The organism is Sphingomonas sp. PvP018 (genome assembly GCF_017876865.1).
In the GTDB taxonomy this organism is placed as follows: domain Bacteria; phylum Pseudomonadota; class Alphaproteobacteria; order Sphingomonadales; family Sphingomonadaceae; genus Sphingomonas; species Sphingomonas aerolata.
In genome coordinates this window covers 2,910,844-2,927,954 of sequence record NZ_JAGIOU010000001.1, presented here as the reverse complement: position 1 = coordinate 2,927,954, position 17,111 = coordinate 2,910,844, and the positions used below count along the sequence as shown (strand labels likewise).

Genomic DNA, 17,111 nt, shown 5'->3' with positions numbered 1-17,111 from the left:
CTTCGACTACGCTCAGCACGAACGGACGGGGGGGCCGGGCCGGCCCCACCCCCCCTCAAACCACCCGCACCCCCACCTTAACCCGCCGCCGCAAGCACAACTCCGTCAGCGCCCACACCAGCGCATCCGCCCGATCCGGCGAGCGCCCGGGCCCGACATACCCCCCGCTCACCAGCCCGCAGAGCTCGTCCTCCAGCGCCGGAAACGCCCCGACATGAAAGACCCGCCCGCCCTCGTACAAGGTCGCCACCGGCTCCGCCCGCGCCACCTTCCCGCGGCTCGCATGCACCAGCCGCACCGGCAGCGCACAGTCCGCCGCCATCAGCACGCTGCGCACCATCTCCCCGCCCTGGTTGCACTCCGCGACCACCCGGTCCGCGCCGTGCCGCGCCGCACACTCCGCCACCGCGCGCGCCCAGCCCTCGGGCGACAGGCCCGCAACGCTCGCATCCTCGAGCACATAGGCGAGCCCGTTATCGCCCAGCGCGACGCACACGATCCCGCACGCATCGCCGCCCGTCCCCGCGGGCGGATCGACCCCCACGACCACGCGCACCAGCGCCGGCACCACCCCGCCGCGCTGCCGCTCGAGCAGGTCGCGCGTCCACAGCGCGCCCTCGACATCGTCGATCAGCTCGCCGTCCAGCTCCTGCCGCCCCAGCCTCGTCCCCGCATAGGTCTGGGTCATCGCCGCCACGAACGACGCGGGCAGGAACGGATTCTCCCCCGTCCCCCCGCGCGATTCGAACAGCCCCGGCAACGCGAGCAGCCGCCGCATCAGCGGCACCGGCCGCGGCGTCGTCGTCACCAGCACGCGCGGCCGGTCGCCGATCCGCAGGCCCATCATCAGATTGTCCCAGGTCGCGTCGCCGTAGCGCCACTTGGCCAGCTCGTCGCACCACGCCGCATGATGCTCGGGCCCGCGCAGTTTCTCGGGCGCCTCCGCCGAATAGACGAACGCGCGCGCGCCGCTGTCGAACACGAACTCGCCCGCGTCGCGCCGCCAGCGATAGGTCTCGCCCGCCTGCGCCACCGCGATCAGCCCGCTCTCGCCCTCGACCATCACCTTGCGGACGTCGCCCATCGTCCCCCCGACCATCGCGATCCGCGCGCCGGGCATCGCGCGGGCTAGCGCGCTCACCCATTCGGCACCCGCGCGCGTCTTGCCGAAGCCGCGCCCCGCGCGGATCAGCCAGACCTGCCAGTCGCCCGCGGGTTCGCGCTGCCCCGGCAACGCCCAGATCGCCCAGCTCTCGTGCAGCGTCCTGAGTTCCGCCTCGGACAGCCCGCGCAGCAGCGTCACCAGCTGCCCCCGCGGCAACCCCCGCAACCGCGCGAGCACCGCAGGATCGAACGTCGCACCCCCGCTATCGGCCATCACGCATCCCCCGTGACGGCCGCCGCCTGCGCGTCGAGCGCATCGAGCCGCGCGACCAGCACCGCCTCGAGCTCGGCCAGCGATACGCGCTTGCACAGCGTCCCCGCCCCCGATCCAACGGCAGCGCCCCCACGCTTGCGAAACCCCAGCGCCTGCACCGCGACCCGCGGATCGAAATGCGCCCCGCGCAATTCCGCCTCCGCATCCCCGTCAGCTTCAGCCTCAGCTTCCCCCTCGGCGTCCCCCAGCGCATAGGCCAGCAACCGCACTTCGAGCGTCTCGTACGCCGCCTCGATCGCCCGCGCCCAGTCGGCCGCGAACACCGCGTCGCGCGCCTTCAGCGCATGCGCCCCGCGCGGCGCCATCCCGACCGCGCGCGCCGACGCCGCGATGTTACACGTCGCCGCCAGATGCTCGAGAAACGCCGCGCGCTTGGCTGGCGTCCAGCCGCCCCTGGCGGCCTTGCGCACCTGCAACCGCCCCGCTTTCCCGCCCGCCCCCGCCGCCATGCACCATCCCCCAAATGGATCGGGCCGGTCCGCCGCCGGGGGATCACCCCGACCGCGTCCGGCCCGACTCGCAATTCGTCATCGTTCCCGTTATGTGCCAGAACAGCGTGACGATGTCAAGGGCGAATAACCGATCTGGTTAGCGCGTCGGCACCGGCTCCGCGCCCGAATAGTCATAGAAGCCGCGCTTGGTCTTGCGTCCGAACCACCCCGCCTCGACATATTTGACCAGCAGCGGCGCGGGCCGGAACTTCGGATCGCCGGTCCCCTCGAACAGCACGCGGGTGATCTCCAGGCACGTGTCGAGCCCGATGAAATCGGCCAAAGTCAAAGGCCCCATCGGATGATTGAGCCCCAGCTGGCACGCCAGGTCGATGTCGCGCACCCCCGCCACGCCTTCGCCGAGCGCGAAGCACGCCTCGTTGATCATCGGCAGCAGCACACGGTTGACGATGAACCCCGGCGCGTCGTTCGCATGCACGACCTGCTTGCCGAGCTTTTCGGCGAACGCCTCGACCGCCGCGACCGTCGCGTCCGACGTGGCCAGCCCGCGGATCAGCTCGATCGGCCGCATGACGGGGACGGGATTGAAGAAATGCACCCCCATGAACCGCGCCGGATCGGGCGCCGCCTGCGCCAGTCGCGTGATCGGGATCGACGAGGTGTTCGACGCCAGGATCGCGTCCGCTTTCAGCACCTTGCCGACCTCGGCAAAGATCGTCCGCTTGATCGCCTCGCGCTCGGTCGCGGCCTCGACGACGATGAAACAGTCGCCCATTTCGGCGACGCTCGCGACCGGCTCGATATTGGCCAAAGTCGTCTCGCGGAAGTCGGCGGTGATCTTCTCCTTCTCGACCAGCCGCGCCATCGCCTTGCCGATCCCCGCCTTGCCCGCCTCGGCCTGGGGCAGGCCCATATCGGCCAGCAGCACGCGGTAGCCCGCCTGCGCGGCGACCTGCGCGATCCCCGCGCCCATCTGTCCCGCGCCGATTACGCCGATCGTCTGCATCGCACTCTCCATCTCTATTGCCGGTTGTTCGACTATGGGCTCGCCCCTATCGAAGCGGGACCGTCGCCGCCAGACCGGTCAGGAGGTCGCATGCGCTATCCAGTTCTCGTTTCGCTTCTGCCCGTTTCGGTTCTGGTGGCCGCGACGGCCTGCAGCCCCAGCGGCAACACCGGCGCGCCCAACGACGCCACCGTCCCGCTCGAAACCCCCGCCCGCCCCAAACCGCGCCCCGTCACGCGCGGCGCTGGCCCGCAGGCCCCCGCGGAGCCAGCCATCGACTCGAAAGCGCGACCCCGCCCGACCAGCGTAAAGACCTTCGGCGCCTGGGGAATTGCCTGTGACAACGGTGCCTATTGCACCGCGGTTTCGATGGCGCCCGACGATTCGAGTATCGCCGAACTCTCGGTCGTGGTCGAGCGCGGCCCCGCCGCCGACGCCCCCGTATCGGTGACGATCGGCACGCCGGGCAGCGCGCTGCGCCGCGTCGTCGTCGCGATCGACGGCACCCCGCTCGCCAGCGGCAATCCGGGCGAGGACCGGCGTTTCACCGTCACCGGCCCGGTGGCGATGACGCTCGCCCGCCGCCTCGCCACCGGCACCGCGATGACCGCGCGACTCGACGGCCGCACGATCCCCGTCGTCATCACCGGCGCCGCCGCCGCGCTCCGCTATGCCGACGCGCAACAAGGCCGCGCGGACACCGCCACCGCGCTCGTCGCGACCGGCGACACGCCGCCCGCGACCACCCCGCCCGCGCTCCCGACGATCCTCGCCGCCCCGCTCACCGACCGCCGCGCGCAGGCCCCCGCAGCCCCGCTCGTCGCACAGATGCGCCAGCGCACCGGCTGTGCCGCGGACCAGTTCGGCCCCGTCACCAACGAGACTTATGCACTCGACGCGACGACCGATCTCGTCCTGCTATCCTGCGGATCCGGCGCGTATAATGTCATCACCCGCGCGCTGATCGTCCGCGACGGCAAGGCCAGCGAAGCGCCGTTCGACCTGCCCCCGCAATTCGGTGAGCCCGGCGCGAAACCCGCGCTCGTCAACGCGGGCTACGACCCGAAGACCGGGCTGCTCAGCTCCTACGCCAAGGGCCGCGGCATCGGTGATTGCGGCGTCGGCCAGGACTATGTCTGGGACGGCACCCGCTTCCGCCTCGCCGAAATGCGCATGATTGGCGAATGCCGCGGCGCGATCACCTGGCCCGTCATCTGGCGCACCACAGTCGCCCGCAACTGACGCACGCCCGTCATCTTCTTCTTCCGTCATCCTGACGAAAGTCAGGACCCAGAGTGACTTAGCGCTGACCTGCGTGGCTCTGGCTTCCGACGTCCGTCAGGATGACGACGCTCCTACCGCCCCGCCAGCCGCACCAGCGCATCCCCCGTCAACCGCTGGATCGTCCAGTCCTCCATCCCCACCGCGCCGAGCTTGCGATAGACCGCGATCGCATCCGCATTCCAGTCGAGCACCGACCATTCGAACCGCGCGCACCCGCGGTCGATCGCGATCCCCGCCAGATGCGCCAGCAGCGCGCCACCGACCCCCTGCCCGCGCGCCTCGGGCGTCACGTACAGATCCTCCAGATAGACCCCGCGCTTCCCCGTCCAGGTCGAGAAATTGTGGAAGAACACCGCGAAACCGACCGGCCCCTGCGGCCCGTCCGCGATCACCGCCTCCGCCGCGGGGGCATCCCCGAACAGCGCCTCGCCCAGCGTCGCCTCGGTCGCCTCGACCGCATCGGGCTCGCGCTCGAACGCCGCAAGCTCGCGCACGAAGCGCAGGATCGTGCCGGTATCGGCGCGGGTAGCGGAACGGATCTGGGTCATGCGGCGGCCTCCATCGACGTCTGCGCGATATCGCGCCGCCGCGCCGCATACAGGCATGCGACGACGATGACACCCGCGCCGCACGCGGTAAACGCCGACACCCGCTCGCCGAACACCAGATAGCCGAGCCCGGCGGCATAGACGAACGAGCTATATTCGGTCGTCGCCAGAAATCCCGTGTCGCCGTGCGCATAGGCCCAGCCGAGCAGCCACAGCGACGCGGTCGCCAGCCCCGCCGCCAGCAACAGCCGCGGCCACGTCGCGGCGTCCGGCACCACCGCCAGCCACGGCGCGGCGAGCGCGAGCGTCGCGGTCACCACCATCGCCTGGAAGAACGCGATCTCGCCCGGCCGCGCCGCCTGCGCCTGCACCCGCGCGATCACCAGATTGACCGCATAGAGCAGCGCCGATCCCAGCACCGCGGCGACCCCCGTCAGGCTCGCCGCCCCCGCCGCGCCCTCGCGGCCATGCCCGATCATCACGATCCCGACCCCGCCCAGCGCCACGACCGACGCGACCACGACCCGGCGCCCGACGCGTTCGCCCAGCGTGACGGCGGCAAGCAGCAGCGCGAGGATCGGCGAGATGTAGGTCAGCGAAATCGCCTGTGCCATCGGCACGCGCGCCAGCCCCCAGAAGAACAGCAGCGCCATCGCCGCGGTCACCAACCCTCTGGCAAGATGGAGTTTCAACGCCCGCCCACTCGGCCGCCCGCTCCGCCCGAGCTTCCAGGCGACCGCCCCCAGCCCGACGCTCGCCATCTGCCGCCAGAGCAGCGCGTTATACACCCCGATCCCCAGCACCAGCGACTTCATCACCGCGTCCATCACCGAGAACAACCCGATCCCGAGCGCGGCGACAGCAAAGGCCAGAGCAGGCGAAACGAGCCGGGCTGTCATCGAATCAGGCGGACTTCGATATCCAGATCGAGCCCGGCCCACGCGGTATCTGCCGTCAACACCGGCACCGCCAGGCGCGTCGCGAGCGCAAGGCACGCCCGATCGCCGCGCGAGAGACCCAGCGGTCGCGTTGCCGTGCGCAACGTCGCCGTCCGCACCGCGTCTTCCGTGCCATAGGCGAAGCTATCGATCGGCAGCGTCTTGAGCACACTCGTCACGTCATCCGCTGAAAGATTGAGGTCGATTACCTTCGTCATGATCTCGGCCAGATTGACGCTGGACAGGCAGAAAGGGCCATCGTCGCGAACCACAATATCGCCGCCCGGCTCACCGCGAAGATGGGCCAGCACGACCGACGCATCGATGACCTGTCTCATTCGCCCCAGTCGGCGCGTCGCTCGTGAAGAAACTGGTCGACGCTATATCCGCTCAGCCCGCGACGCAGACGCGCCAGCGCCGCATCGGGGTCCTCACGGCGAAGCAGAATGCCGTCGGCGTTGTTCGCTTCGAGGACGATCGAGTCACCGTCCTTGATGCCCAATTCCCGGCGCAGGTCCGCCGGAATCACGATCTTGCCGCCAGTGATCACCTTGGCATGATAGGTCATGGCCGAGCCTCCAGTACCCGACGCATAGCACCGGACCTATTCCGCCGCCATCTCCGGCACCAGCGCCGCGACCGCCGCATCCGCCGCCTCGATCTCCGCCGCCTTGGCCTCGACCAGCTTGACGATATGGTTCACCATATCCGCGTCCTGGACATGATGGTCGGTGACCCCCGACAGATACACCATGTGCTTGCCGTTGCCGCCGCCGGTGATCCCGATATCGGTCTCGCGCGCCTCGCCCGGCCCGTTCACGACGCAGCCGAGCACGCTGAGCGACATCGGCGTGCGGATATGCTGCAACCGCTCCTCCAGCGCCTGGACGGTACGGATCACGTCGAACCCCTGCCGCGCACAGCTCGGGCACGACACGACACGCACGCCGCGGTTGCGAATGCCGAGCGCCTTCAGGATCTCGAACCCGACGCGCACCTCTTCCTCGGGCTCGGCCGAGAGCGAGACGCGGATCGTGTCGCCGATCCCGTACCAGAGCAGGCTGCCCATCCCGATCGCCGACTTGACCGTACCGCCGACGAACCCGCCCGCCTCGGTGATGCCGAGATGCAGCGGGCAGTCGACCTGTTCGGCGAGCTGCTGATAGGCCGCCACCGCGAGGAACAGGTCGGACGCCTTCACTGCGACCTTGAACTCGTGAAAGTCATGGTCCTGCAGCAACTTGATATGATCGAGCGCCGATTCGACGAGCGCATCGGGGCACGGCTCGCCATATTTTTCGAGCAGATGCCGCTCGAGGCTCCCGCCGTTCACGCCGATCCGGATCGCGCAGCCATTGGATTTGGCCGCATCGACGACCTCCTTCACGCGGCTCGCCGACCCGATATTGCCCGGGTTGATCCGCAGGCACGCCGCGCCCGCATCCGCCGCCTCGAGCGCGCGCTTATAGTGGAAATGGATATCCGCGACGATCGGCACGCGGCTCGCGCGGACGATCTGTTTCAGCGCGCTGGTCGATTCGACGTCGGGGCAGCTGACGCGGATGATGTCGACGCCCGCCTCTTCGCAGCGGCGGATCTGGTCGACCGTCGCCTTGATGTCGTCGGTCGGCGTGTTGGTCATCGTCTGCACGGTGACGGGCGCATCGCCGCCGACGGGGACGTTGCCGACCATGATCTGGCGGCTCGTGCGGCGGGTGATATCGCGCCAGGGACGAAGGGACATGAAGATTCCTCGTGGGTTCACTGCCGTATATAGCGGCTGGACGCGGCGAGCGAAACAACGCTGGCACATGCCGCCGCACGGCCATAGGTTGCCGCCTCACCCCGGAGCCCGATCGATGACCCTGTCCCTCTACGATGCGACGATCCCCTCCAACCTCCAGGTCCTGCGCGCGCTCGACGCACTGCTCGACAAGGCGGAAGCCTTCGCCACCGAGCGCGGGATCGACCCCGCCACGCTGATCGACGCAAAGCTCGCCGACGACATGCTCCCCTTCGGCTATCAGGTGAAGTCGTGCGTCGCGCATTCGGCGGGCGGCGTGCAGGGCGTCCGCGACGGCGTCTTCTCCCCCGACCGCAGCGCCTGGCCGACCGATTTCGCCGGGCTCCACGCCGCGGTACAGGGCGCGATCGCGACGCTCGAGGCCTATGACCCGGCCGAGTTCGACACGCTCGCCACCGCCGCGACGAAGTTCGAATTCGGCAGCTATGTCATGCCCTTCACCGGCACCAACTTCCTTTTGTCCTTCTCGCAGCCCAATTTCTACTTCCACGCCAGCATCGCCTACGCGATCCTGCGCGCCCAGGGCGTCCCGCTCGGCAAGCGCGATTTCCTCGGCGTCCCCCGCATGGCCGCCTGACCGGGCCGGGCCGGGCGGGCCCGCGCCGGCGTGACGGGGCAGCGCGTGCTTGCAGCCCCGTCACCCGCCGCCTAGGGCGCTGCGATGACCCGGCATTACGGCATGGACTGGCTGCGGATCGGCGCCTTCGCCCTGCTGATCCTTTACCATATCGCGATGGTCTTCGTGCCGTGGAACTTCCATGTGAAGTCGCTGCATGTCGAGGACTGGGTCCGGCTGCCGATGCTCGCCACCAATGCGTGGCGGCTGACGTTGCTGTTCGTCGTCTCGGGCTATGCCAGCCGCGCGCTGCTCCGCCGGTCGAGCGGCCCGGTCCGCTTCTTCGCGACGCGCTGCTACCGGCTGCTCGTGCCGCTCGCCTTCGGCATCCTCGTCATCGTCCCCCCGCAACCCTGGGTCGAGCTCGTCACCCGGCATGGCTATGCGGGCAGCTACTGGACCTTCTGGACGCACGACGCCTTCCGCTTCGCCCCGCTCGACGGCCTGTGGCTGCCCGCCTGGAACCACCTCTGGTTCGTCGTCTATCTCTTTGTCTACACGACGGTCCTGACGCTCGGCGTCGCGCTGGTCCGGGGCCCGCGCAGCCTGCGCAGCCACCAGAATGTCCGCAGCCGCGGCGCACAGCGGCTCTTCGACCGCGTCTTCGGCGGCTGGCTGGTGCTGCTCCTGCCGCTCGCCTGGCTCATCTTCGTCCATGGCTGGTGGTTCCAGATGGCGGCCGAGAGCCAGGCGCTGCTCGGCGACTGGATCGCGCACATCACCTATTTCCCCGCCTTCCTGTTCGGCTTCGGTCTCGCACGCTCCGAACCCGCGATCGCCGCGATCGCGCGGCTGTGGAAGGTCGGCGCCGGGCTCGCGCTGCTGGGCTATGCGACGATCCTCGGTATAGAGCTTGGCTGGCCGGCCGGGGTTGCGAAGCCGCACTGGCTCTATACCGCCTACGGCATCGCGCATGCGCTTGAACAATGGGGTGGAATCGTCGCGCTGATCGGGCTCGCCGAACGCCATCTCAACCGTGACCATCGCTGGCGGCCGATGCTGACCGAGGCGGTGTTCCCCTTCTACCTGATCCACCAGACGATTATCGTCCTCGTCATGTACGCGCTGCTCCCCGCCGGTCTTCCCGGCTGGGCGGAGTTCCTGATGCTGCTCGCCGCGACGCTGATCGGCTGCTTCGCCTTCTACCGGATCGGCCGCAGGGTCGCGCCCTTGCGCCCGCTGATCGGGCTGCGTCTCCACCTTCGTCCCACCCCGCCAACCTTGTGAAAGCCCCCATGCCCCAACCCAACTGGACCCTCGTCATCCACGGCGGCGCGGGCAAGCTCGACCGCGAAATGCTCTCCGCCGAGCAGGATTCGGGCGCGCGCGCCGGCCTGTCGCGCGCACTCGACGCCGGCTCCGCGGTGCTCGCGGGCGGCGGCACCGCGCTCGACGCGGTCGAGGCCGCGGTCCGCGTGCTCGAGGATGATCCGCACTTCAATTCGGGGCGCGGCGCGGTCTTCACGCATGACGGCGGGATCGAGCTCGACGCCGCGATCATGGACGGCCGCACGCGCGCCGCGGGCGCCGTCGCCGCCGCCACCGCGACTCGCAGCCCGGTCGGCCTCGCGCGCGCGATCCTCGACGACGGCCGCCACGTCTTCCTCGCAAGTACCGGCGCGGACGCGTTTTCGCGCGAGCACGGCCTCGAACAGGCGGAGCAGGACTGGTTCGCCACCGACGAGCGCCGCCGCCAGTTCGCCGAGCTTCAGGCGAGCGGCGACATGTTCGACGTCGACATGAAATACGGCACCGTCGGCGCGGTCGCCTGCGACACGCACGGTCATGTCGCCGCCGCCACCTCGACCGGCGGCGTCACCGGCAAGCGCTGGGGCCGGATCGGCGATTCGCCCGTCATTGGTGCTGGCACCTTCGCCGACGACCGCGCCTGTGCGGTCTCGTGCACCGGCTCGGGCGAGTTCTTCCTGCGCGTCGGCGTCGGGCATGAGATCGCCGCGCGCGTCCGCCTGACCGGCGAGTCGCTTCAGGCCGCGACCGAGGCGGTCCTCGCCGAAGTCCGCGCGCTCGGCGGCACCGGCGGCGCGATCGTCGTCGCCCCCGATGGCACCATGGCCTGGTCGTTCACCACGCCGGGCATGTACCGCGGCACCGCGTCTGCAAAGGGCGCGCGCAGCGTCGCCATCTACGCTAGTGAGCAGCCATGATTCGCAAGCCCCTGACCGCGCTCGGCCTGCTCGCCGCGACCGCGCTGACCGCCGCCCCCGCCACCGCTTATTGGGAATATGGGCATGAGACGGTCGCGCAGATCGCCTATGCCAATGTCGCGCCGCGCACGAAGGTCGCGATCCGCCGCATCCTCGCGCAGCAGGCGCTGCTCGACACCCCCGAATGCCCGGCCGGCACGATCGAAGAGGCAAGTGTCTGGGCGGATTGCATAAAGCCGCTCAAGACCGCCGACGGCAAATCGCGCTTCGGCTTCGCGTACAGCTGGCATTACCAGAATGTCGATGTCTGCGCGCCGTTCGACCTGACGCCTGCCTGCAAGGACGGCGACTGTGTCTCCGCGCAGATCGACCGCGACGTGAAACTGCTCCGCGACCGCAGGACCTCGCCGCACGACCGCGTCCAGGCACTCGCCTTCCTCATCCACTTCGTCGGCGACCTGCATCAGCCGCTCCACGCGGGCGATCGCCACGACAAGGGCGGCAACGACGTGAAGACCGATTACGGCATCTACGCGCCCGCGCGGCTCAATCTCCACTCGGTCTGGGACGGCACGCTCGCCGAACGCGCGATCTCCGCGCCACCCTCGCTCGTCCGCCGCTACCCCGCCGCCGAACGCGCGCGCATCGCGGCGGGCACCGTCGCCGACTGGAGCCGCGAAAGCTGGCAGGTCGCGCACGACGTCACCTATGCGTCGGCGCTGGGCGGCGACGCCTGCGCCCCCGTCCCCCCGCGCGTGAAACTCGACGAAGCCACGATCGCCCGCATCGCCCCCGTCTCCCGCGAAGAAGTCCGCAAAGGCGGCCTCCGCCTGGCAAAGCTCCTAGACAAAGCCCTGACCTAAAACCCCTCTCCCCCCGGGGGAGAGGGAGGGGCCCATGCGCCCTTGCGCATGGGAGGGTGAGGGCACGAGGCTCAAGCCCCCCCCGTCATTCCCGCGAAGGCGGGAACCCAGACCGGCTACCCTCGCGACCATGCCCGACCGTCAGCCAGTCTGGATCCCCGCTTCCGCGGGGATGACGAGGCGTAGGGAAGAGCAAAAGCCCAACACCCCGCCAATAAACGCTTTTAGTTCAGCACAATCGTGACCGCCCGGCGATTCTCCGCCCAGGCCGCATCGTCCGACCCCTGCGCCACCGGCCGCTCCGACCCATAGCTGATCGTCGTCATCCGCGACGCCGACACGCCGCGTGCCGCCAGATAGTTCTTCGCCGAATTGGCCCGCCGGTCGCCCAGCGCCAGGTTATACTCGCGCGTCCCGCGCTCGTCGCAATGCCCCTCGATCGTGATCCGGACATTGGGGTTGCGCGCCAGCCACTCGGCCTGGCTGTCGAGGATCGCGCGCGCGGTCGGATCGATATCGTACATGTCGAGCGCGAAGTTGACCGTGTTGCTCTGCACCGAGCGGCGGAAATCGGCGTCCGACCCGGGCACGATCGCGCCGTTCGCGCCGCCATTGGCCAGCCCGCCGGTCGGGTCGACGCCCGCCGACGAATCGACGGGGGCGGGCGGCAGGGTCTCGGGGCGCTTCTTGGCGCAGCCCGCGACGGCGATCAGCGCGGTCGCGCACAGCAGCGTTGTCGTAAACTTGGCCATCACATCTTCTCCCGTGGTCAGAACATATTCCAACATAGATTACATAATCGGTCTAGGGCCGCAGCGGGCCCCAGGCTGGATCCGACCCGTCGAGCGGGGTCGGAATCTTGCGCTCGTTGACGCCCGTCAGGTCGACGGACCACAGGTCCGCCTTGCCGCCGCCACCGCGTCCCGAGCGGAAGAAGTTGATCACGCGGCCGTTCGGCGACCAGCTCGGCCCCTCGTCCTGCCAGTCGTTGGTCAGCAGCTTCTCGCCCCCGCCGCTCGGGCTCATGATCCCGATCCGGAACCCCCCGCCGAGCTTGGTGAACGCGATCAGGTCGCCGCGCGGGCTCCATACCGGCGTCGCATAGCGCCCGCCGCCAAAGCTGATCCGCTGCTGGTTCGATCCGTCGGCGTTCATGACATAGATCTGCTGCCCGCCCGACCGGTCGCTCTCGAACACGATTTTCGATCCGTCGGGCGAATAGCTGCCGCCGGTATCGATGCCGGGCGAATTGGTCAGCCGCTGCGGCGCGCCGCCCTGGCTCGACACGCGGTACACGTCGGTATTGCCGCCCTGCGCCATCGAGAACAGGATGTTGCGGCCATCGGGCGAGAAGCGCGGCGCAAAGGTCAGGCTGGCATTCTGCACCACCAGCCGCTGCCGCCCGGTGCCGATGTCATAGACATAGATCGCAGGCCGGTTGTTCACATAGCTCATATACACGATCGACTGCTGGTTCGGCGCGAACCGCGGCGTCAGCACGATCGACTGGCCGTTGGTCAGGAACCGGTGGTTCGCACCGTCCTGGTCCATGATCGCCAGCCGCTTGATCCGGCGATTCTTCGGCCCGGTTTCCGAGACATAGACGACGCGGCTGTCGAAATAGGCGCCCTCGCCGGTCAGTCGCGTATAGACCATGTCCGCGCATTTATGCCCGGCACGCCGCCAGTCCGACGGCGGCACGACGAACCCCTGTCGGGTCAGCTCGGCGCGCGACGACACGTCGTACAGATAGCAGCCGACCGTCAGGTTCCCGTCGCCATTCGCGCGGATGAAGCCCTGCACCAGCGCCTGCGCACCCGTGCTGCCCCAGTAATCGAACCCCGGCGCGGTGACCTCGGGAAAGCCGATCGCGCGCAGCTGCCCGGGGGCGAGCGGCGTAAACAGCCCCGAATTGCGCAGGTCGTTGGTGACGATATCGGCCAGCTGCCGGCCGAGCACGTCGGTCGACCCCGCCGGCGTCGACACCACCGCGGACGTCGGCATCACCGGCACCGCGATCGGCATCGGCGCGGAGATCCCGCCCGTCACGTCGACCACCAGCCCGCCGGACTGATCCTCCGCCGCCGCCGGCGTGCCCGCCTGCGGAACGGGCGCCGGCGCATCCTGCGCACTGGCCGCACCGCCGGCAACGAGTGCCAACACGCCGACCGAAGCAAGCACCGCCCTCACCCCAGACCCCACCCCGGCGAAGGCCGGGGCCCAGCTGGGAGACGCTGCTGCAAGCACGGTGCGCGCCGTCACGAAAACCTCTCCACCTGGGCCCCGGCCTTCGCCGGGGAAGAGGCTGGAGATCATGGCAGGCCGGCGGGGGGACAGCGATCGGAACATAACGGACATCCTCATCCGGGAAGCTTGTAACGCAGGCTGAAATTGCTCCAGCCATTCTGCACGTCATACAGGTCGTCGGGCAAACCGCGCAGCGGCGAACAGCCCGTGAAGGTCGCGATCGCGAGATCGTCGACGCGGTCGACATAGCGCCGGTTCTCGTCGTCGACGCCCGCATGCCCGGTGATCGTCGGCCGCGACTTCAGCGTCCCGTCGCGGTTGAGCTTCAGGTTGATCGTCACCCGGATCCGCTCCGCGCCCGGCCCCGGCGTCACCTGCCGGTTTGCGCAGGGCTGCACCTGTCGCAGGATCGCCGAGCCGATATTGGCCGCCGCCTGCGCACCGAGCTTGGCCGCCTTGGGCGCCTCCGACTTGCTCGGCGACGGATCCGCCGACAGGCCCTTCAGGAAATTGTCGCCCAGCCGCGAGCCCCGCGGGCGTGCCGCCTTCGCGTCCGCGGTCGATCCGCTGCCCTTCGTTGCGGACGGCTTGGCGGGCTTTGCCGAGGACGCCGCACTCTTGGCGGGCGCCGCGTTCGACTTGGCCGCGCTCTTCGCCGGTGCCGCCTTGGCAGGCGATGGCTTGGCCGCCGGTTTCGCGGGCGCAGGCTTGGATTTCGCCGGGCTCGGCTTGGCCGGCGCAGGCTTGGCCACCGGCTTCGGGACGGGCGCGGGCTTCGCCACCGGCTTGGGCGGCGCGGGCCTGGGCTTGGCCACCGGCTTGGGCTCGGGCTTCGGCTCGGGCTTGGGCGCCGGTTTCGCCGGGGCAGGCTTGGGCGCAGGCTTGGGTGGGGCCGGCTGCGGCGCAGGCGGCACCGGATCCGGCTGCGGCTCGGGCTCGGCCTCTTGCGGCGCGGGCGGTGCCGCATCCTCGGGCGTGCCCTCGTCGGGCGCGACCGATTCGGCGGGCGTCTCCGCCGATTGCGGCGCGGTCGCCTCGAGCGCCACGTCGGGCACCAGGCTGATGTCGATCGGCTGCTGGACAATCTTGGGCGGCTCGGGCGTGTCGAGAAACCCGACCGACAACAGCGCGAACAGCACGACATGCCCGACCAGCGCGACGCCGAACCCGATCTTTTCGGAGCGATCCATCACCAAGGGCCCATCACCGCCGCGACATCAGTTGGGTGTGCCCTCGACCGTCACCAGCGCGACGCGGTTCAGCCCGGCGCGGTTGAGCTCGCCCATCACGCGCATCACCCGGCCGTAGTCGAGCTTGCGGTCCGCGCGCAGCAGCACCTGCGGCTCGTTGCCGACCGCCCGGCTCGCCGCGATCGACGCGAGCCGCACCGGCAGCGCGTCCTCGCCGATCTGGTCCTGGTCGATGAACACCGCGCCCGTCGCATCCATCGAGATCTCGACGGGTTTCTGCTCCTGGTCCAGCGCCTTGGCACGCGCATCGGGCAGGTTCACCGGCACGCCCGCGGTCATCAGCGGCGCGGTCACCATGAAGATGATCAGCAGCACCAGCATCACGTCGACCATCGGCGTGACGTTGATGTCCGCCATCGGCGCGCGCCGCCCGCGACCGCGACCCGAAGGAAGGTTCATCGCCATCTACGCCCCTCCCGTGCGCACGAGTGGCCGGCCGCTCATCGCGCGCCGTCCAGCTGCCGCGACAGCGTCGCGTGGAAGCCGTCGGCAAAGCGGTTGAGGCTCGCCTCGATCCGGTTGATGCCGTGGCTGAAGCGGTTGTACGCGATCACCGCCGGGATGGCCGCGAACAGGCCGATCGCGGTCGCGAACAGCGCCTCCGCGATCCCCGGCGCGACGACGGCGAGCGAGGTGTTCTGCGCCGCCGCGATGCTCGTGAAGCTGCGCATGATGCCCCAGACGGTGCCGAACAGCCCGACGAACGGCGCGACCGACCCGACCGTCGCCAGCACGTTCAGCCGGTCCGACAGCGTGTCGATCTCGTGCGCGACCGCCGCGCCCATCGTCGTGGCGAGCCGCTCGCGCGTCCCGGCCTTGTCGATCGTGCCGCCCGCGGTCGATCGCCGCCACTCGGTCACCCCGGCCGCGAACACGCGCGCCGACGGCAGGTCGGTCTCACTCTCGGCCTTGTAGAACACGTCGATGTCCTCGGCCTTCCAGAAGTCGCGCTCGAACCGCACCAGCCCCTTGCGCGTCTTGCCCAGCCGCCGCCAGAACGCGACGATCAGCGCCCAGGTCCAGACGCTGGCGAGCAGCAGCCCGATCATCACGCCCTTCACGACCAGATCGGCCTGTAGGAACAAGTGGATCGGCGACAATGTCGCGCTATCCATAGTCAGAACCGGATTCATGCTTCCCCCTGCCAGACAAGGCGTTCGTAGATGTCAGTCCATGCGCGCGGCTGGCGTCGCGGCCGGCCGTTGGGGGCGATCAGCGCCGCCACCACGTCCGCCTCGGCCAAGACAAGCCCGCCGCACATGACTCGTTGATGAATGGCGACGCTGGCCGCGCGGACCTGCGTGATCCGTGAGACGATCACCAGCGCATCGTCGAGCCGCGCGGGCGCGGCATAGCGGATGGCGAGGCTCGCGATCGCATAGGAGCCCTCGCCCGCCTCGAACGCCGCGCGCTGGTCGATCCCGCCGACGCGCAGCATGTCCGACCGCGCGCGCTCCATGTAGCGCAGATAATTGGCGTGGTAGACGACGCCCGACAGGTCGGTGTCCTCGAAGTACACGCGCAGCGCGAACCGGTGCTCGCGCCCCGCAAAGCGCCCTCCCGCCGGTTGATCCTGCTCTGCGTCAGCCATTCCGGGGGCTGTTAACCCAAGCATCGCCGCGAAGAAAGCATTCGCGTCGCCCGGCCCGCGGTTTCGCACCGGCGCAGGCGGATACGCCTCGTCTTATTGCAGGGCGCCCGGATCGACCTGCAGCTGCGGACGCGGCGCGGCGGGAAGCGGCGGCTGCGTGACGGGCCGGAGCTGCGCCTGCAACCCCGGCGTGGCGGGCGCGGCGGACCGCAGCGGTGCCGTGCCGGAACCGCCGACCGGCACAGCGCCGTTGCTCGCAAAGATCACGCGCTGTGCCGGAAGCGGCTGCACCGCGGTGCCGCGCCAGGCGTCGAACGCACGGTAGAAATCGGTGAAGGGCTGCTCCAGCATCGGCAGCCGCGTCGCCGCAAAGCTCGCCAGCATCGGCCCCGGCACACTCGCGCCCTCGGCCAGCACACGCCCCGCCGCTTCGCAGAACGCATCGCGCGACGGCGACTGCGAGAAGAAATTGTACAGCCGCGTCATCGAATCGTCGTAGCGATCCTGCCAGTCGCCGCCGCCCGCGCGATATTCCGCCGAATAAGTCGCCTCGGCCTTGGCCAGCACCGGCTTCTGCGCGGCGAGCATCGCGTTGTAGCCCGCGACGATCACCGCCTCGTCCGGTCCGCGGCACGCCAGCGCCGCGACGTTCAGCGCGGCGCGCAGGTGCCAGATCTTTGCGGATTCGGTCAGGTTGCGGTTCGGCGTCGGATAGGTACCGTCGGCGAGTACCGCGGGGATCTTCATCCCCGGAAACGCACCCTTGGGCAGCGGGGCGGCGACCGGCACCGGCGCGACCGGCGCCGGTGCGGGCGCCGCGACCTCGACCGGCTTCCGCGCGCACCCGGCGAGCAGGGCTGCGGTCACCGCAATCATCGCAAACTGACGCTTCATCGACTCAAGTCCTCG

General features: G+C 69.7%; 20 protein-coding genes. 5 read left to right on the top strand and 15 right to left on the bottom strand.

The features are described from left to right. Positions 1–55: 55 nt before the first annotated feature. From J3A66_RS13060 to J3A66_RS13050, 3 genes are all read right to left on the bottom strand, one after another. Positions 56–1,378, bottom strand: a complete 1,323-nt coding sequence (locus tag J3A66_RS13060) for a terminase family protein (RefSeq protein WP_209569270.1) — start codon at positions 1,376–1,378, stop codon at positions 56–58. After that, entirely contained in the window at positions 1,378–1,887 is a 510-nt protein-coding gene (locus tag J3A66_RS13055; protein ID WP_209569268.1) for a hypothetical protein, read from the bottom strand. Before J3A66_RS13055 ends, J3A66_RS13060 begins: the two co-directional genes overlap by 1 nt. A 139-nt stretch (positions 1,888–2,026) precedes the next feature. Then, positions 2,027–2,896: a 3-hydroxyacyl-CoA dehydrogenase NAD-binding domain-containing protein gene (locus tag J3A66_RS13050; RefSeq protein ID WP_209569266.1), complete on the bottom strand. Its 870-nt coding sequence runs from the start codon at positions 2,894–2,896 to the stop codon at positions 2,027–2,029. A gap of 90 nt (positions 2,897–2,986) precedes the next feature. On the opposite strand from J3A66_RS13050, the gene J3A66_RS13045 reads away from it, so the two are divergent. Next, the gene (locus tag J3A66_RS13045) at positions 2,987–4,138 is read left to right on the top strand and encodes a DUF1176 domain-containing protein (protein ID WP_209569264.1); all 1,152 of its coding nucleotides are present in this window, start codon (positions 2,987–2,989) and stop codon (positions 4,136–4,138) included. Positions 4,139–4,251: 113 nt separating this feature from the next. Here the strand turns inward: J3A66_RS13045 and J3A66_RS13040 are convergent, their stop codons facing one another. The 5 genes from J3A66_RS13040 to ispG are packed head-to-tail and all read right to left on the bottom strand — an operon-like array spanning position 4,252 to position 7,410. Next, positions 4,252–4,728 carry a GNAT family N-acetyltransferase gene (locus J3A66_RS13040; RefSeq protein WP_107930615.1) on the bottom strand — a complete coding sequence of 159 codons (477 nt, stop codon included), beginning with the start codon at positions 4,726–4,728 and terminating at the stop codon, positions 4,252–4,254. Continuing rightward, positions 4,725–5,627: a DMT family transporter gene (locus J3A66_RS13035; RefSeq protein ID WP_209569262.1), complete on the bottom strand. Its 903-nt coding sequence runs from the start codon at positions 5,625–5,627 to the stop codon at positions 4,725–4,727. Before J3A66_RS13035 ends, J3A66_RS13040 begins: the two co-directional genes overlap by 4 nt. Further along, a complete protein-coding gene (locus J3A66_RS13030; protein WP_209569259.1) occupies positions 5,624–6,004 on the bottom strand; it encodes a type II toxin-antitoxin system VapC family toxin in 381 nt (126 codons plus the stop codon). Before J3A66_RS13030 ends, J3A66_RS13035 begins: the two co-directional genes overlap by 4 nt. Next, positions 6,001–6,234 carry an AbrB/MazE/SpoVT family DNA-binding domain-containing protein gene (locus J3A66_RS13025; RefSeq protein WP_209569257.1) on the bottom strand — a complete coding sequence of 78 codons (234 nt, stop codon included), beginning with the start codon at positions 6,232–6,234 and terminating at the stop codon, positions 6,001–6,003. Before J3A66_RS13025 ends, J3A66_RS13030 begins: the two co-directional genes overlap by 4 nt. A 36-nt stretch (positions 6,235–6,270) precedes the next feature. Beyond that, positions 6,271–7,410: a flavodoxin-dependent (E)-4-hydroxy-3-methylbut-2-enyl-diphosphate synthase gene (ispG, locus tag J3A66_RS13020; RefSeq protein WP_031440350.1), complete on the bottom strand. Its 1,140-nt coding sequence runs from the start codon at positions 7,408–7,410 to the stop codon at positions 6,271–6,273. A gap of 115 nt (positions 7,411–7,525) precedes the next feature. On the opposite strand from ispG, the gene J3A66_RS13015 reads away from it, so the two are divergent. From J3A66_RS13015 to J3A66_RS13000, 4 genes are all read left to right on the top strand, one after another. Further along, positions 7,526–8,047 carry a DUF1993 domain-containing protein gene (locus tag J3A66_RS13015; RefSeq protein ID WP_209569254.1) on the top strand — a complete coding sequence of 174 codons (522 nt, stop codon included), beginning with the start codon at positions 7,526–7,528 and terminating at the stop codon, positions 8,045–8,047. An 84-nt stretch (positions 8,048–8,131) separates the two neighbouring features. Beyond that, positions 8,132–9,313 (top strand): acyltransferase family protein, encoded by a 1,182-nt coding sequence (locus tag J3A66_RS13010; protein WP_192007995.1) that lies wholly within the window; start codon positions 8,132–8,134, stop codon positions 9,311–9,313. A gap of 8 nt (positions 9,314–9,321) precedes the next feature. Then, on the top strand, positions 9,322–10,251 hold the full coding sequence (locus J3A66_RS13005; protein WP_209569252.1) for an isoaspartyl peptidase/L-asparaginase: 930 nt from the start codon (positions 9,322–9,324) through the stop codon (positions 10,249–10,251). Continuing rightward, entirely contained in the window at positions 10,248–11,114 is an 867-nt protein-coding gene (locus J3A66_RS13000) for a S1/P1 nuclease (RefSeq protein WP_209569250.1), read from the top strand. The genes J3A66_RS13005 and J3A66_RS13000 overlap by 4 nt, the downstream gene beginning before the upstream one ends. Positions 11,115–11,338: 224 nt before the next feature. On the opposite strand, the gene pal is transcribed toward J3A66_RS13000, so the two are convergent. The 7 genes from pal to J3A66_RS12965 form a co-directional block, all read right to left on the bottom strand. Then, the gene (pal, locus tag J3A66_RS12995; RefSeq protein ID WP_031395926.1) at positions 11,339–11,866 is read right to left on the bottom strand and encodes a peptidoglycan-associated lipoprotein Pal; all 528 of its coding nucleotides are present in this window, start codon (positions 11,864–11,866) and stop codon (positions 11,339–11,341) included. Positions 11,867–11,918: 52 nt separating this feature from the next. Next, entirely contained in the window at positions 11,919–13,304 is a 1,386-nt protein-coding gene (gene tolB / locus J3A66_RS12990; RefSeq protein ID WP_166746367.1) for a Tol-Pal system beta propeller repeat protein TolB, read from the bottom strand. Between the two features lie 170 nt (positions 13,305–13,474). Then, a complete protein-coding gene (locus J3A66_RS12985) occupies positions 13,475–14,551 on the bottom strand; it encodes a cell envelope biogenesis protein TolA (RefSeq protein WP_209569248.1) in 1,077 nt (358 codons plus the stop codon). 27 nt (positions 14,552–14,578) lie between these two features. Beyond that, positions 14,579–15,016, bottom strand: coding sequence for a protein TolR (tolR, locus tag J3A66_RS12980; protein ID WP_037531582.1), 438 nt, complete (start codon positions 15,014–15,016; stop codon positions 14,579–14,581). A 35-nt stretch (positions 15,017–15,051) separates the two neighbouring features. Continuing rightward, positions 15,052–15,744 (bottom strand): protein TolQ, encoded by a 693-nt coding sequence (tolQ, locus tag J3A66_RS12975; protein ID WP_031440027.1) that lies wholly within the window; start codon positions 15,742–15,744, stop codon positions 15,052–15,054. Next, positions 15,741–16,202, bottom strand: coding sequence for a YbgC/FadM family acyl-CoA thioesterase (locus J3A66_RS12970; RefSeq protein ID WP_031440026.1), 462 nt, complete (start codon positions 16,200–16,202; stop codon positions 15,741–15,743). Before J3A66_RS12970 ends, tolQ begins: the two co-directional genes overlap by 4 nt. Positions 16,203–16,295: 93 nt before the next feature. After that, the gene (locus J3A66_RS12965; RefSeq protein WP_209569246.1) at positions 16,296–17,096 is read right to left on the bottom strand and encodes a hypothetical protein; all 801 of its coding nucleotides are present in this window, start codon (positions 17,094–17,096) and stop codon (positions 16,296–16,298) included. Positions 17,097–17,111 lie beyond the last annotated feature (15 nt).